Genomic DNA, 15,452 nt, shown 5'->3' on the forward strand with positions numbered 1-15,452 from the left:
GGCCCGGACCCCGTACGGGGTCCGGGCCTTCGCGCGTCCGAGCGTGCCTAACCGTTGGCGAGCGCCTGCAGGCGGTCGTACGCCCCGTTGAACTTGTTGTGGTCACCGACCGTGGGGCCCGTCGACGTGTACTGCCAGATCGTGTGGAAGCCCCAGCCCGCGGGCAGTTCGCCGGGGCTCGTGTTGTAGCGGGCGATCCACAGCGGGTTGTTGGCGGCGAAGCCGCCGTAGTTGCCGGTGCACTGCTTCCACCAGCTCGTGGCCGTGTAGATCACGGCGTCCCGCCCGGTGCGCGCCTTGTACTGGTTGAGGAAGTCCCGGATCCAGCTGACCATGCCGCTCGCCGACTTGCCGAAGCAGGCCGCCCCGTACGGGTTCCACTCGATGTCGAGCGCGCCCGGCAGGGTCTTGCCGTCCTTGGACCAGCCGCCGCCGTGGTCCACGAAGTAGTTGGCCTGGGTGGCGCCGCTCGTGGTGTCGGGGGTGGCGAAGTGGTACGCGCCGCGGATCATGCCTACGTTGTAGGAGCCGTTGTACTGCTGGGCGAAGTACGGGTTCGTGTAGGAGGTGGACTCCGTGGCCTTGACGTAGGCCCACCGCACCCCGCTGTTCCAGAGGGTCTGCCAGGCGACGTTGCCCTGGTGGCTGCTGACGTCGACACCCTCGACGCTCGCGGCGTTCCCGTCGCTCGGGGCAGGGCCCTGGCCGTCGTGCTCGGCGACGCCCATGCCCATGTGGGCCGAGCCGCGCGGCGGCACGTCGTCGGACTGGGCGGCGGCCGCCCCGGGCAGGGTGAAGAGGAGAGCCAGCGCGGACAGGGCTGACACGACGGCGAACAGGATCGCCGTCCGGCGGGAGCCGGGGGATCTGCGGGCGGTACCGGGTCTGTGCACGGGCATTGCGTGCCTCCGAAGGGCCTCGGTGGAGCTCGGGCGGAGCTCGGTGGGGGGACCAACTGTCGGGCCGGGTCGACATGTCACCTAGTAATGGTGTGAACATGTCACCCATGACGCTACGCACGTAGACCCGTGCGTGGGAAGAGGTCCAGGGGGCTGCCGTTGGTCTACGCCTGCGAAATACTGGCGGAGCTGCGGCGATGGCCGAGAATGGCGGAAACTTTCAGGATCGGGAAAGTGCGGGATGGGTGCTGACGTGCACGAGGGTGTGGACCGAGAGAGTGCCCCGGGCGGGCGGCCGGGGAGTCCCGAGAGTGGCGTAGACCACGAATTCCTGGCGCTCGAACGGGAGTTGACGGTATTTCTGCGCCGCGCCCGGGCCTCGTCCGGCGAGATGGCGCGCGAGGTCCACCCGGACCTCGAACCCGCCGCGTACGGCCTGCTGGTGCGCCTGGACGAGGCCGGGCCGCAGCGGGCGACCGACCTCGCGGCGTACATCGGCGTCGGCAAGGCGACGATGAGCCGCCAACTGCGCGCCCTGGAGGAGCTGGGCCTCCTCGCCCGCGAGCCGGACCCGGCGGACGGCCGCGCCTGGCTGGTCCGGCTCACCCCGGACGGCCGCGACCGCGTCCGCACGGTACGAGCGGGCCGCCGCGAACGCTACGTGCGCCAACTCGCCGGGTGGGACCGGCGGGAGGTGGCGGAACTGGCGCGGCTGCTGCGGCAGCTGAACGCGAGTGCGGAGGCGACGTAGCGGGTGGGGCGCTGTCCCGGGGGCTTCGCCCCCGGACCCCCTGCCGGCCTGAACGGCCTCGTCCTCAAACGCCGGACGGGCTGAAGAGCTCCACGTGGACCAGCGCCGCGTCATCGTGAACCTTGCCCCGGGGGAACCGGGCGCACAGAGGGTCGCCCGACTCCAGCTCCCGGACCCGCTCCACGACCCGCTCGGGCCCCTCCTTCCGTACGAGGGCGAAGAGGTCCTCCCACCCGCCCTCACGGAAGGTCTCCACCCAGCGCCCCACCCCGTCGGTGAGCGCCACCAGGCCGGTGACCGCGTCCCGGTCGTCCGACCCGGTCACGGCGAGCCCGGCCACGGAAGGGTCCGCCGCCGCGGTGAAGAAGCCGCCCTCCGCGTTCCGCAGGGCTTCGACCGCCGCCGCGTACTCCCGCCCCGCGGCCTCCCGTTCGGCCGACCCCCGCGGCAGTGCCCGCACCGCGTCCCGCCGCGCCCGGACCGCGGGCGGCAGCTGCGCGAGACGGTGGTCCAGGACGGCATCCACCGCGCCCCCGGGCCGCGCGAGCAGCAGCGCCGAGTCCGAAAGGACCAGGTGCTCGACCTGCTCCTCGTCCCACCGGACGAGGACCACCGTGGCCTGCGGCGTGCGCGGGTGAGAAAGGTCACAGGTTTGACGATGGGCGTCCGCTGTGCGCTCGATCGCGGCCGAGAGGATCTCCGGCAGCGCCATATCCCGCCGTGAAACGGACAGTTCACCCAGTGCGCCGCCGAGCCGGGCCGTGAACCAGTGAACGGAATGCAGACAGCCGTCGTCCCCGCGCGGGGGCGTCACGCCGTCGAGAAGGACGAGCGCACCGCCCCGACCGGACGCGGGCAGGGCTACTGACGCGTAGTCCTCATTGGGGCGGGCGGGGTCACCGGGTCGAGTGGCGAGTTCGATGCGCATCCAGCCAGTCTGCACGACCCCTTCACAGCACCCACAAGAAGCCGAATCGATACGGGAGATCGGCCCGCAGCGGCGGCGCAACCGCCGGGTTTTGGCTGGAATGATCGCTTCCGGCGGGGTGTGGCGGCGCATCTTGCCAAAGCCCGCCGGAGACGTCCAACCGGCGCCCCGCCGCAGGCCCGTGCGGTCCGGGACGGGACTTGCCCGCCAACTCCCGGCCGATGTTCACTCCTTCGGGTGGCCAGGCAGGCGATGCGCGACCGCCGTTCACCGGCACTGGAAGGGTCAGGACCCGTACCGGGGAGCGTCGCTCGTGTTGACGGATCGTCACCCGGGCCCAAGGGCAGACGAGTCAAGAATGTGAGCACCGGTGCAGAAAATGCGGCCTCGGCGCAAAGGCAAGCAGGCCACCACCACGGCCACGCCGGGCGCGACCACCACCTCCGGCCACACCCCCGACGACGCCGACGCGGCCGACGGCGACGACAGAGCCCCCGGACCCGAAGAAGCCCCGCAAGCCCCGGACCCGACGGCCACCGCCCCCGCCGCCCCCGCTGCCGCCACCCGCCCCGCCCCGCCCACCAAGCGCGTCCGCTCCCGCCTGATCGTCGCCGTCGCCGTGGTGGCCGCCGCCGTCGCCGGAGCGGGAGCCCCCGCCGTCGTCGCCGCCTCCGACAGGCTGAGCGACGCACAGGACCTGGTGACCCTCGGCGAGCGCACCCAGCAGGCCGTCTCGCTCAGCCACGCCCTCGCCGACGAGCGCGACGACGTCACCTCCTACATCGCCGCCGGGCGCCCCAAGAGCAAGCGCCCCGCCGACAGCCGCAGCGCCCGCGTGGACCGGCAGATCGAGGAGCTGCGCGCCGGGGAGCTCCCCGCCGAGCTGCGCCGCGACCTCGCGGACATCGCCGCCGTACGGAGATCGGCGGTCACCGGCCGGGCCAGCGCGCTCGCCGCCCACGTCGCGTACTCGAAGGCCATCGGGGAACTGCACGGGCTCACCCGCGAGCTGGCCGAGAAGCTGCCGCCCGAGGCGGGCCCCGGCGGCCTCGCCCTCGCCGACCTCGACCACGCCGTCGAGCAGGCCGCCGCCACCCGCGGACTGCTGCTCGCCGCCCTCGCCGTGCCCCGCTCCACCGGCACGGCCACGACCCTCGACCCGGTCACCGGCCTGCCCCGCGCCGCCGGGGGGTCCGCCGCCGACGCCAAGCGCCGCGACGGCCTCAGCGCCGCCGCCCAGCAGGCCCGGGTGCGCGAACAGGCCGCCCTCGCGGACTTCCTGGACGCCGCCCCCGACGACGCCCGCACCACCTACGAGTCGACCGTGACCGGCTCCGAGGTCGACACCGCCGACAAGTACCTGGCCCGGCTCACCGACCAGCCCACGCTCTCCGCCGCCGAGCAGCGCTACGACCGCGCCAAGGTCGACGCCGCGCTCTCGGCCCGCGTCGACACGATGCGCGGCGCCGAGTCCTCGCTCGCCGACCGGCGCACCAAGGACCTGGAGCGGCTGCGCGACGACGACGTCACCGCCCTGGAGCTGCGCGTCGCCCTCGTCGGCGGCTGCCTGCTGGCCGCCGTCGGCGTCGCCATGGCCACCGCCCGGACGCTGACCCGGCCGCTCGCCGTGCTGCGCCTCGGCTCCGCGCGCCTCGCCACCGCCGAGCGGGCCGCCGGTGCGCCGCCCGCGGAGCCGATCCGCTTCACCGGCCGCGACGACGAGTTCGCCCAGGTCGTCCGCTCCGTCAACATCCTGAACGAGCGCGCCGCCGCGTTGACCGAGCGCCTCACCACCCTGGAGTCCGACCGCAAGCACCTGGTCGGCCGGGGCCAGTCCATGGCCGACGAGCGCGAGGAGCTGCGCGCCGAACTCGCCGCCGCGGCCGCCCACTTGGAGCAGGTCAAGCGGTCCATCCACGGCACGTTCGTCAACCTCGCCCTGCGCACCCTCGGCCTGGTCGAGCGGCAGCTCGCCGTCATCGAGGGCCTGGAGGACCGCGAGCAGGACCCCGACCGGCTCGCCACGCTCTTCAAGCTCGACCACCTCGCCACGGTCATGCGCCGCCACAGCGAGAACCTCCTCGTCCTCGCCGGGGCCGAGCACGGCCACCAGCACCCCGGCCCGGTGCCGCTCGTCGACGTCGTGCGGGCCGCGGTCAGCGAGATCGAGCGGTACGAGCGGGTGCGCATCGCCGCGCTGCCGCCGCACGCCCACGTCGCGGGCTTCGTCGCGGACGCCGTCAGCCACCTGCTCGCCGAACTCCTGGAGAACGCCACGTCGTTCTCGCCCCCGGACCTCTCCGTCGAGGTCTCCGGCTGGCTCCTGGAGGGCGGCGAGGTGATGCTCTCCGTGCGCGACGAGGGCATCGGCGTCACCACCGAGCGGATGCGCGAACTGAACGCCCGCCTCGCGGACTTCAACCCGGACGCCGCGTACGAGCAGCACGCCGACGAGGAGGCCGGACTCGGACTCGGCCTGTACGTGGTGGCCCGGCTCGCGGCCCGGCACGGGGTGCGGGTGCGGCTGCGCGAGCAGAAGCCGGGCGGTGTCGCGGCGGTCGTGGTGCTGCCCACGGACATCCTGGCCGACGCCCCGTCGGCGGTCGTCCCGCCCCTGGGCGGCGGCGCGTCGCTGGGCGGGGGAGTGCCGCTGGTGCATCTGCCGGGCGCGGACGCCGAGGCCAACTCCAATGTCCTGCCCAGCCGTTCGTCCGCACAGCCGGACCCGCTGATCGCGGCGGCGGAGTGGTCGCTGGGGGAGCAGCCGGAGCGCGCGCCCGAGCCGGAACCCGAGCCCGAGCCCGTGCTCGCACCCACACCCGCACCCACACCCACACCCGCACCCGCACCTGAGCCCGAGCCCGAGCCCGTGCCTTCGGCCGAGACCACCATGGAGCTCATCCCGCCCCAGGTGCCCCAGCCGCCCGAGCCGACACCGGAGCACGGGATACGGGAACCCCTGACACCGGAGCCCGCGGCCGCGGAGCCCGTGCACGAGCGTGAGCCCGACCCGGACCCCGCGGCCCCCGCCGACGAGTCCGCCAGGGCCCCCAAGTGGGAGCGCGTCACCGACAAGGGCCTGCCCAAGCGCACCCCCAAGGCGGCCGCGCCCGCGCCCGCCGCCCCGCCGAAGCCCCGGACCGGATCGGTGGACGCGGAGGCGCTGCGCCGCCGTCTCGGCGGCTTCCACCAGGGCGCGAAGAGCGGCCGCCGCGACGCCGAGGCCGAGATCGCCGGCGAACCGGCGGAGACGACGGGACGCACGGAACGTACCGAAGGCACCAGCAGTAACAAAACCACCGCAGAAGCCGCAGACGTCATGGGGGACACAGTCGAGGAGGCAAGCAGTTGACTGCGCCCACGCGCACCGGACTCAGTACCGGACTGAGCAGCGAAGCCCGCAACCTGCACTGGCTGTTGACGAACCTCGTCGAGGAGGTGCCAGGTCTGCTGTCGGTCGCGGTGGTCTCGTCCGACGGGCTGCTGCTGCTCTCGTCCGACCCCGGCCAGAACATCGACCGGCGCCCCCTGGCACAGCCCGAGGGCCCCAAGGGATCCAGCGCCGACCTGGCCACCATCGTGTCCGGGCTCGGCTCCCTCACCCTCGGCGCCGCCCAGCTCATGGAGGGCGGCGGAGTCAAACAGACGGTCGTCGCCATGGAGGAGGGCAGCCTCTTCGTCATGTCGATCAGCGACGGCTCCCTGCTCGGTGTGCACGCGACGCCGGACTGCGACATGAGCGTCGTCGCGTACCACATGGCGCTCTTCGTCGGCCGCGCCGGACATGTGCTCACCCCCGAACTCCGCAGCGAGCTGCGCCAGTCGATGGAGAGCCCCCGATGAGCACGCTGGGCGCATCGGCGAACACCTCCAAGCTCCCGGTGCGCGGCGGCGACCGGAAGCCCGCCCGGGTCCGGCCGTACTCCCTCACCGGCGGCCGCACCCGCTTCGGCCACGTCCTGCTGGTGGAAACGTTTGTGGCGGCGCTCGAAGCGCCGGAGGAGCGACGCGAACTGACGCAGGGTCAGGGCGGCGGCACGGGTGCGGGACGGGGCATGCCGGAGATGCGCGCCATCGTCGAACTCTGCCGCCGCATGCGCACCGTGGCCGAGATCGCCGCGCTCCTGAAGATGCCACTCGGTGTGGTCCGCGTGCTGCTCAGCGACCTCGCCGACCAGGGAAAGATCCGCGTGTACGGCACGGGCCACGGCCCCGGACGCCCCGAGCGCGCGCTGCTGGAAAGGGTGCTGAGTGGACTCCGCCGCCTCTGAGGCCATCGAACTCATCGAGGACGCGGGCGAGTTGCGGGCCTGGCAGACCGACACCACCCGCGCCCCCATAGCCACGAAGATCGTCGTCGCGGGCGGCTTCGGCGTCGGCAAGACGACGCTGGTGACCACCGTCTCCGAGATCACGCCCCTCCAGACGGAGGCGCTGATGACCCGGGCGAGCGAGGACACCGACGACCTCACCCCGACCCCCGACAAGACGACCACGACGGTCGCCATGGACTTCGGCCGCATCACGCTCGACGACGACCTGGTCCTCTACCTCTTCGGCACCCCGGGCCAGCAGCGCTTCTGGTTCATGTGGGACGACCTGGTGCGCGGCGCGATCGGCGCGGTGGTCCTCGCCGACACCCGCCGCCTGTCCGACTGCTTCCCGGCCCTCGACTACTTCGAGAGCTGCGGCCTCCCGTACGTCGTGGCGGTCAACCACTTCGACGGCACCAAGGAGTTCGCGGCGGAGGACGTCCGCGAGGCCCTGACGATCCCGCACTCGATACCGGTCCTCATCATGGACGCCCGCCGGCGCATCCCGGTGATCGAGTCGCTCCTCGCCCTGGTCGGGCACGCCCTCGAAGCGACCCCCGAGTAAGACCCGCCTCCGTCCGTCAGAAGGTTCAAGGTTTCCCATGCGCAAGATACTCGTCGTCGGAGCCGGCCAGTCCGGGCTCCAGATCGCCCTCGGACTCCAGGCGCAGGGGTACGAGGTCACCCTGATGTCCAACCGCACGGCGGACGAGATCCGGTCGGGCCGGGTCATGTCCACGCAGTGCATGTTCCACACCGCGCTCCAGCACGAGCGCGACCTGAAGCTCAACTTCTGGGAGTCCCAGGCCCCGAGGATCGAGGGCGTCGGCGTCTCCGTGGCGGGGCCCGAGTCGGCTCGCGTCATCGACTGGGTCGGCAAGCTGGACGGCTATGCGCAGTCGGTCGACCAGCGCGTGAAGATGGCGGGCTGGATGGAGACGTTCGCCCAGCGCGGCGGCCAGCTGGTCATCCACGGCGCGGCGGTCTCCGACCTCGACTACTTCTCCCGCACCTACGACCTCGTCCTGGTCTCGGCGGGCAAGGGCGAACTGGTCTCGATGTTCGAGCGCGACGCGGCCCGCTCCCCGTACGACGCCCCGCAGCGCGCCCTCGCCGTCGCCTACGTCCACGGCCTGGGCCCGCGCCCCGAGCACCCCGAGTTCGACGCGGTCCGCTGCAACCTGGTCCCCGGCGTCGGCGAGCTCTTCGTCATGCCGACCCTGACCACGTCGGGCCGCGCTGACATCCTCTTCTGGGAGGGCATTCCCGGCGGCCCCCTGGACGTCTTCCAGGGCGTGAAGGACCCCTCCGAGCACCTGGCGCTGACGCTCGAACTCCTGGAGAAGTTCCTGCCCTGGGAGTACGCGCGCGCCACGAACGTCGAACTCACCGACGCGGGCGGCACATTGGCGGGCCGCTACGCCCCGACGGTGCGGGGGCCGATCGGCCGGCTGCCCGGCGGCGGCCTGGTCCTCGGCGTGGCCGACGTGGTCGTCGCCAACGACCCGATCACCGGCCAGGGCTCCAACTCGGCCTCCAAGTGCGCGGCTTCGTACCTCGCGTCGATCGTGGAGCACGGGGACCGCGAGTTCGACGAGGCGTGGATGCAGTCGGCGTTCGACCGCTACTGGAACACGGCGCAGCACGTCACGAAGTGGACCAACGCGATGCTGGGCGCCCCGCCGGAGCACGTCCTGAACCTGCTGGGCGCGGCAGGTCAACTCCCGCCCGTGGCGCATCGATTCGCCAACGGCTTCAACGACCCGGCCGACTTCGAGAACTACTTCTACGAGCCGGAGAAGGCCGAGGCGTACCTGGCGGAGGTCGCGGCGGGGGTCACAGGGGGAGTGTGAGGACGCGGGTGCCGACGGAGAGGTGGAGTCTGTCGTCGGCGATGCGCACGGCGGAGCGGCTCCAGCCCTCGCCGACCGCCATGCGGCCGTCGTCCTCGAGGCCGCTGCGGTAGGTCCAGGGCGGGCGGCGGGCCTTGAGGCCGACGGCGAGCAGGGGCTGGGGGACGGTGCCCGTGCTCAGGTACAGCCTGCCGCCATCGAAGCGCGGCGGGGAGTCCTGCGTGAGGGCGCCGTCGACGTGATACGTCCACAGGAGCTTGCCGTCGGACGCGCGCAGGGCGAGCAGGTCGTGCCCGTTCGCGCGCGGGTTCCGGTCGCTGCGGACGGCGAGCCCGACCGTGTAGACGGTGTCGCCCCGGACGGCCGGGGGCCCGTAGTGGGGCTGGCCGTCGGGGTAGGGCAGGCGGTCGGCGCCGAAGCGCCAGCGGATCGTCCCGGTGGCGAGGTCGAGCGTACGGACCTCGGAGCCGCCGATGTGGACGCGGCCGTCCGCGACGGCTTCGGGGTACACCGCTTCGAGCACAGGTGCGTCCTTGGTGGCGGCCCGGACCCGCCAGCGTCCCCGGCCGTCGTCGCGGCCCACCGCCACCACATCCCTCGGGGTGGTGAGGAGCAGCAGCCCGCCCGCCACCGCTCCGGTCCCCAGCTCGTCGGAGTCACCGGTTCGGTGGAGCCAGAGCCGCTCGCCGCTGTCCGTCGCGTACGCGGCGACGGCGGACAGCCGGCCGGATCGGCCCTGGAGGTACACCGTGTCGGAGGTGGCGGCCACGACGCCGATGTCATCCAGCCGGGGGCTCCGCAACTGCCCCGGAAATCGGGAGAGTTCACCGGTCCCGGCGTCGAGACGGAACAGCGGCTCCTCGATCCCCACGATCTTCGGGTCACGGACGAGGTGTCCGTTTCCCGTCTCCTCGAAGGTGACGTACTTCGGCTGCTTCCAGACCACCTTGCCGGTCCTGGCGTCGAGTCCGACGACCGACCGCTTGTCGTTCTCGTCGCCGACCTGGACGACGAGCACGCCGCCCCTGATCCCGGCGAGGGTGGCCTCGGCCTTCGCGTCGTACGACCACAGCGGCTCGGGCGCGAGTCCGGATGCCCGGGGCGAGGGGCCCGAACGCGCGCCGCCCGAACGGCCGTTGCCGGATTCGGACGCCGCCCACACCGCTCCGGCCGCCCCGAGCGCGAGCACCCCGCCCGCTCCGGCGAGCAGCAGCCGGCGCCGTGCGGGTCCCCCGTCGGGCGGGGCGCCGGTGGTGGGCTCGCCCCCGGGGCGCCGGGACGGGCGCAGCTCCCACATTCCGGCGACGCGGCGGCCCAGGTCGGCGAGGAGCGGGCCGGGCAGCAGCGCGGCGAAGTCGCCGTCGGCGCCGCCGAGTTGTCCGCCGAGTTCACCGGTGAGCGAGCCGGCCGGCGGCCGCGCGTCCGGCTCCTTGGCCAGGCAGCGGCTCAGGGCCGGGAGCAGCGCATCCGGAACCCCGGTCAGCTCCGGCTCCGCATGGCGTACGCGATGCAGGATCTCCGCGTTCCCGGCGCCGCCGAACGGCCCGTGCCCGGCCGCCGCGAAGACCAGGACGGCGGCGAGGGCGAACACGTCGCCCGGCGGCTCATGCGCGCGGCCCATCGCCTGCTCGGGCGACATGAAGGCGGGCGTGCCCAGGACCTGGCCGGTACGGGTGAGGCGTCCCGCTCCCAGGGCACGGGCGATGCCGAAGTCGATGACTCTGGGGCCGGTGGCCGTGATCAGCACATTCGACGGCTTGAGGTCACGGTGCACGAGCCCCGAGCCGTGGATGTCGGCGAGCGCGCGGGCGAGCCGGGCGCCGAGGGCCCGTACGGCGGGCTCGGGCAGCGGCCCGTACCGCTCGACGGCCTCGGCGAGCGAGGGCCCGAGCACGTACTCGGTGGCCAGCCAGGGCACGGTCCCCTGGGTGTCGGCGGCCACGACCGTCGCCCCGTGCCGCCCCCCGATCGTGCGCGCGGCCTCCGCCTCCAGGCGGAACCGCACCCGGAACTCGGGCTCGCGCGCGAGGTGTGCACGCACCGCCTTCAGCGCGACCACGCGTCCACGCTCGGACCGGGCCAGGTACACCGCGCCCATGCCGCCCTCGCCGAGCCGCCCGAGGAGCGTGAAGCCGCCGATGGAGTCGGGGTCGCCGGGGTGGAGGGGCTGGAGCGGGGAGGGGTCCTGAACGGTGTCGGGCACGGTGCTCACCCGACCGGCAGGGCGTAGTAGTGCTTGCTGCCGTCCCGCGCGAACACGGCGGTCTTCGTGCCGCTGAACACCTGCCAGCCGAGTGTGAGGTCCTCCGCTTCGCTCACTGCCTGGAAGACCCACAGGCTCCTGCCGTCCTCGGGGTCGATGGCCCGGACCGCTCCCCAGCCGAGGTGGTACAGCGGGGTGCCCGACGGGCCGGCCGCCACGGCCGTGTAGTCGTTGGTGACTCTCTCGTGGTCCGGCGGACCGGACACCCAACGGCGTTTTCCGTCACGGGCGTTGGCGCATGCCACGACTCTGCTCCTGTCGGCGAAGTACAGCGAGTCGCCCCGGGCCAGGAGCGCGCGCGGCGCCGTGGTGGTGCTGCCGAGCTCGTTCTTGTACGTCCACAGGTGCTTGCCGCTCTCCAGGTCGTAGCCCTTGAGCTTCGCGTCCTCGTCGGCGCAGAGCACGCCCTGGGGGGTCACCCATGCGTAGTCCTTGGCCCGGACCTTGCCGTATGACCTCTCCCACCGCTCGTCGCCGCTCTCCCGGTCGACCGCGAAGAACCGTGCCTTCCCCTTGGCGTCCATGCCCGTCGGGTCCGTGAAGCGCTGTACATAGACGGACTTCTCGCCCACGGCCACCCGCACGTCGCCCGGGTAGTCCTTCGGCAGCTCGGTGCGCCACACCTCGTCGCCCTCCGCGTAGTCGTAGCAGACGAGGTACTGGCCGCCCTTCTTGCCCGAGTGCGTGAACCACAGGCGCCCGGCCTCCTGGGCGACGAACGCGCCGACGCCGTAGGTCTGGGTGGTGTCGCGCACCGTGCCGGTCCTGGCGGAGAAGCGGACGAGGCCGCGGAGGGTCGGTGCGAGCAGGAGGTCGTCCCCCACGGCCACCGGCCCGGCGTCGCAGCTGAACGGCTTGGTCCAGCGCACCTTTCCGGTGCGCACGTCGACCCCGACGGTGTTGCCGACGTTGGGGATGACCAGCACCTCGTCGCGCCATACGAGCGGGACGCCGTTGGTCGTCGGCTCGACCGCCTTGTAGTGCCACAGTGCGGTCGGCGCCGTACCGGCCACCTGTCGCGCCGGGCGCGTGGCGGCCGCGACGGCCTTCGCGGGCGCGCGCTCGCCGCCGAAACCGCGCGCGAGCGGCACGGCACCGGCCGCACCCGCCGCCATCCCCGCTCCGGCGGCGAGGAGGGTGCGCCGCGACACGAGGGGCACCCTCCTCGCCGTCGGAGCCGGTTGCCGCTCGCCGTCGACTGCCGTCTTCGCCGGGTCCGGGCCGACCAGGGTGGCCGTCGGGTCCGGGGCGGCCAGGGCGGTCGGCGCCTGCCCCTCCCCGGGCGTCTCCCGCGCCATGACAACGGCGGCCTGTCGGGCGAGATCCGCCACCAGCGCCCCCGGCAGCCACCCCTCCCGCGCAAGCCCGGCGACCCCGCCGGGCGCGAGCCCCGCCGCGATCACCTCCGGCTCGGGGCGCCGCGCCGGATCCTTGTCGAGGCAGCGTGCGAGCAGCGGACGCAGTCGCTCCGGTACGCCGCCCAGGTCGGGCTCAGCGGTGGCGATCGCATCCGGGGCGGCCGAGGCGGAGGGGCCGAAGGGGCTGCCCCCGGTCGCCGCGTACACCAGGAGCAGCCCGAGGACGAAGACATCCGACGCGGGCCCGGGCGCGCGCCGCGCGACCTGCTCGGGGGTGAGGAACCCGAGGGTGAGCCGAAGCCCCGTACCGGCCGTGTCCATGTCCACGGAGGTCGCGGCGGCCAGCGGCCCGAACCCCGCGAGCAACGGCCCGTCGGCGGCCAGCAGCACCGTGTGCGGGGCGAGCCCCTGGTGGACGGGGACGAGTGGCCGCAGCCGCCCAAGGACCTCGGCGAGGGCCGCGCCGAGGAGCCGTACGGTGTGCTCCGGGAGCGGGCCGTGCCGGTCGACGGCGGCGGCGAGGGTGAGAGCAGGGCGGTACGCCGTGACGAGGCGGCCCTTGGCCGCCTCCCGCACCGGGGCGACCCAGGGCCCGGCCGCCCGCGCGGCGAGTTCGCCCTCGGACCGGAAGGCCCGCAGGAGGGCGGGGGAGCCGGTGAGGTCCGGCCGGGGCGCGCGTACGGACAGGGTGTCGCCGTCGCGGTCCCGGCCCAGATACTCCACGGCGGACGCGCCCTCCCGCAGCCGCGCGAGCAGCGAGTACGCCCCGATGCGCGCGGGATCAGCGTCCCGTAGCTCCTCCAGGCCGCCGGTCGGTGCCGCCACCAATGCCCAACCTCCGTTCCCCATAGGGTAGTTATCGTCCCACCGGGCTCAGCGGAACGGTATGGCGCGACGGGGAGGACGAGAGGGCGGGAGCGATCGGTTCCGTACACGAGGGAGTATCGGGAGGGAGCAGAGGACGGAAGTGAAGGCTCAGAACCTGGGCAGCGCGTACAGGCGCCCCCCGTTCTGCACCGCCACCACCCCACCGGCCGCGACCACGGCCCACGCCTCGTCTCCCTGGGTCACGGGCGCGAAACGGTAGCGCTCCGAGTCGCCGGTCAGCGGCAGCGCGGCGACCCCGTCGGCGCCGTTCGTCAGCGGGACGTACAGGCCGTGGGTCGCCACGACCGGCTGCGTCACCGCGTAGGTCCCGTCTGGTCCGCTGATCTCCCGGACGTCGGCGCCGCCGTCGAGCCGCAGGGAGCGGATCACGCCCCCGTCGGCGGCATACACCAGACCCGCGTGGACCACGGGTGCCCCGAACTGCCCCGCGTCCCCGTTGGGTCGAGCCCGCCACCGCTCCGTGCCGCGGTCCAGGCCGAGGCCGCGCAGCTTCGTGCCGCCGACGACCGCGAACCCGCCGCCGAGGGCGGCCCGCGAGCCGCGCGGAACACCCTTCACCGTCCAACTCCGCTCTCCCGAACCGGAGTCGAGAGCGTGCAAGGTCCCGTCCTCGGCGGTGACGAGCAGCCGCCCGCCGCCCGCGACGGCCACCGCGCCCCCCTCCTCGGCGAGGGGCTCCTCGGACCGCCACAGCGGCCGCTCCGCACCCCGCCGGACTGCGACGACATGCCCGCCGGAATCCGCCGCGTACACCGTGCCCCCGCCCTCGCCCTCCGCCACGGCGAGCAGCCGCGCGAGTCCATCAGGGCCCCGCCAACTCACCTCTCCCGTACGGGAGTCGAAGCCACGCAGCACCCCGTCCCGCCCGATCAGCGCCGGCCACGGAGCGACCGGCGCCGGCGCCCGGGCTCCCTCGTGCCGCCAGAGCCGGTCACCCGTGCGCGGATCGAGAGCGACCACCCGCCCCCTGTCCGCGACCAGCAACACCTCACCGGCGCGTGCGGGGCCGAACGGCATCCCGGGGGCGAGGCCGTCCGCGCTCCACAGCGGCTCGGGCCGCTCACCGGGCGCACCGTCCCACAACGGGACCTCACCGCCCGGACCGTCACCCCCGCCGCTTCCGTCGAGCCACCGCCACCCCGCACCCCCGAGCCCGGCGAGCAGCGCGGCACCGCCCGCCGCGCCGAGCACCCGGCGCCGGGACCACGGCCCCGACGGCCACGCACCGGTCAACTCCCCGGCGTGGCGCCCCCATTCACGTACGTCCCGCAGGACGTCCTCGGGCAGCCACGCGTTCGCCCGGTGCGAACCGCGGACCTCCCACAGTGCTGCCAGCTCCCCGGCCGTCGGGCGGATGCCCGGGTCCTTGGCCAGACAAGGGCGCAGCTCGCCGGCGAACACCCCTGGCAGCGGCGACAGATCCGGCTCCTCGTGGACGATGCCGTAATCGGCGAGGGCCGGCCCGCCGTCGCCTCCGAAGGCGTGGTGCCCCGTGCTCGCGTACACCAGCACCGAGGCCAGCGTGAACACATCGCTGGGCGGCCCGAGTTCACGCCCCAGCACCTGCTCGGGCGACATGTACCCGGCGGAACCGGGGCGCTGCCCGGTCACCGTCACGGCGGTCGCGGCGGGCATGCGGGCGATGCCGAAGTCGACGAGGCGGGGCCCGGCGACGGTGAGCAGGACGTTCGACGGCTTGAGGTCCCGGTGCACGACCCCGGCCTGGTGCAGCGCGGCGAGCGCGGCGGCGAGCAGGCCGCCGAGGGCGCGTACGGAGTCGGCGGGCAGCGGCCCGCGCTCGTCGACGCACCGCTCCAGGGTCGGCCCGGCGGCGAACTCGGTCGCGATCCACGGGACTTGACCGCCACTCGCGGTCAAGTCGGCCCCGAGGACGCGCGGGACATACGGGCTGCGCACGGCCCCCGCGGCCTGCCGCTCCCGCCGGAACCGGGCCAGGAAGTGCGGATCGTCGAGGAACTGGGTCCGCAGCGTCTTGACGGCGGCCACCCGCCGCCCGCTCCGCCCCAGATAGACGCTCCCCATGCCGCCCTCGCCGAGCACACCCAGGAGGCGCCACGGACCGAGCGCGACGGGGTCGCCCGGCCGCAGCTCCCTGATCAGTTGGGTCACGGCCGCCGATGGTAGGGGGTGGTGGACGTGGGGGCCATGGGCCCGTGAGGCGCGGGGACCCCGGACCCG

At 73.9% G+C, this 15,452-nt stretch carries 11 protein-coding genes; 6 read left to right on the plus strand and 5 right to left on the minus strand.

The window, feature by feature from the left end; all coding sequences use genetic code 11:
* Positions 1-47: 47 nt before the first annotated feature.
* A complete protein-coding gene (locus ACFWYM_RS40045) occupies positions 48-899 on the minus strand; it encodes a lysozyme (protein ID WP_384848974.1) in 852 nt (283 codons plus the stop codon).
* Positions 900-1,140: 241 nt separating this feature from the next.
* On the opposite strand from ACFWYM_RS40045, the gene ACFWYM_RS40050 reads away from it, so the two are divergent.
* A complete protein-coding gene (locus ACFWYM_RS40050; protein WP_384848977.1) occupies positions 1,141-1,650 on the plus strand; it encodes a MarR family winged helix-turn-helix transcriptional regulator in 510 nt (169 codons plus the stop codon).
* 64 nt (positions 1,651-1,714) lie between these two features.
* Here the strand turns inward: ACFWYM_RS40050 and ACFWYM_RS40055 are convergent, their stop codons facing one another.
* Positions 1,715-2,578: a hypothetical protein gene (locus ACFWYM_RS40055; protein WP_384848980.1), complete on the minus strand. Its 864-nt coding sequence runs from the start codon at positions 2,576-2,578 to the stop codon at positions 1,715-1,717.
* A 379-nt stretch (positions 2,579-2,957) separates the two neighbouring features.
* Between ACFWYM_RS40055 and ACFWYM_RS40060 the strand changes: the two genes are divergently transcribed.
* Genes ACFWYM_RS40060 through ACFWYM_RS40080 form a run of 5 tightly spaced genes read left to right on the plus strand, consistent with a single transcriptional unit; the run spans position 2,958 to position 8,744 of the window.
* Positions 2,958-5,930 (plus strand): nitrate- and nitrite sensing domain-containing protein, encoded by a 2,973-nt coding sequence (locus ACFWYM_RS40060; RefSeq protein ID WP_384849103.1) that lies wholly within the window; start codon positions 2,958-2,960, stop codon positions 5,928-5,930.
* Positions 5,927-6,421: a roadblock/LC7 domain-containing protein gene (locus tag ACFWYM_RS40065; protein ID WP_384848983.1), complete on the plus strand. Its 495-nt coding sequence runs from the start codon at positions 5,927-5,929 to the stop codon at positions 6,419-6,421. The genes ACFWYM_RS40060 and ACFWYM_RS40065 overlap by 4 nt, the downstream gene beginning before the upstream one ends.
* Positions 6,418-6,849, plus strand: a complete 432-nt coding sequence (locus tag ACFWYM_RS40070; protein ID WP_384848986.1) for a DUF742 domain-containing protein — start codon at positions 6,418-6,420, stop codon at positions 6,847-6,849. The genes ACFWYM_RS40065 and ACFWYM_RS40070 overlap by 4 nt, the downstream gene beginning before the upstream one ends.
* On the plus strand, positions 6,830-7,456 hold the full coding sequence (locus tag ACFWYM_RS40075) for an ATP/GTP-binding protein (protein WP_384848988.1): 627 nt from the start codon (positions 6,830-6,832) through the stop codon (positions 7,454-7,456). The genes ACFWYM_RS40070 and ACFWYM_RS40075 overlap by 20 nt, the downstream gene beginning before the upstream one ends.
* Before the next feature lie 37 nt (positions 7,457-7,493).
* On the plus strand, positions 7,494-8,744 hold the full coding sequence (locus ACFWYM_RS40080) for a styrene monooxygenase/indole monooxygenase family protein (RefSeq protein ID WP_384848991.1): 1,251 nt from the start codon (positions 7,494-7,496) through the stop codon (positions 8,742-8,744).
* On the opposite strand, the gene ACFWYM_RS40085 is transcribed toward ACFWYM_RS40080, so the two are convergent.
* From ACFWYM_RS40085 to ACFWYM_RS40095, 3 genes are all read right to left on the minus strand, one after another.
* On the minus strand, positions 8,728-10,947 hold the full coding sequence (locus ACFWYM_RS40085) for a PQQ-binding-like beta-propeller repeat protein (protein ID WP_384848994.1): 2,220 nt from the start codon (positions 10,945-10,947) through the stop codon (positions 8,728-8,730). The two genes, ACFWYM_RS40080 and ACFWYM_RS40085, sit on opposite strands and share 17 nt — an antisense overlap.
* Positions 10,948-10,952: 5 nt before the next feature.
* Entirely contained in the window at positions 10,953-13,190 is a 2,238-nt protein-coding gene (locus tag ACFWYM_RS40090; RefSeq protein WP_384848997.1) for a PQQ-binding-like beta-propeller repeat protein, read from the minus strand.
* Positions 13,191-13,340: 150 nt separating this feature from the next.
* Positions 13,341-15,383 (minus strand): PQQ-binding-like beta-propeller repeat protein, encoded by a 2,043-nt coding sequence (locus tag ACFWYM_RS40095; RefSeq protein WP_384849000.1) that lies wholly within the window; start codon positions 15,381-15,383, stop codon positions 13,341-13,343.
* Positions 15,384-15,452: the final 69 nt, after the last annotated feature.

It is taken from the genome of Streptomyces sp. NPDC059009 (assembly GCF_042740175.1).
Classification (GTDB): domain Bacteria; phylum Actinomycetota; class Actinomycetes; order Streptomycetales; family Streptomycetaceae; genus Streptomyces.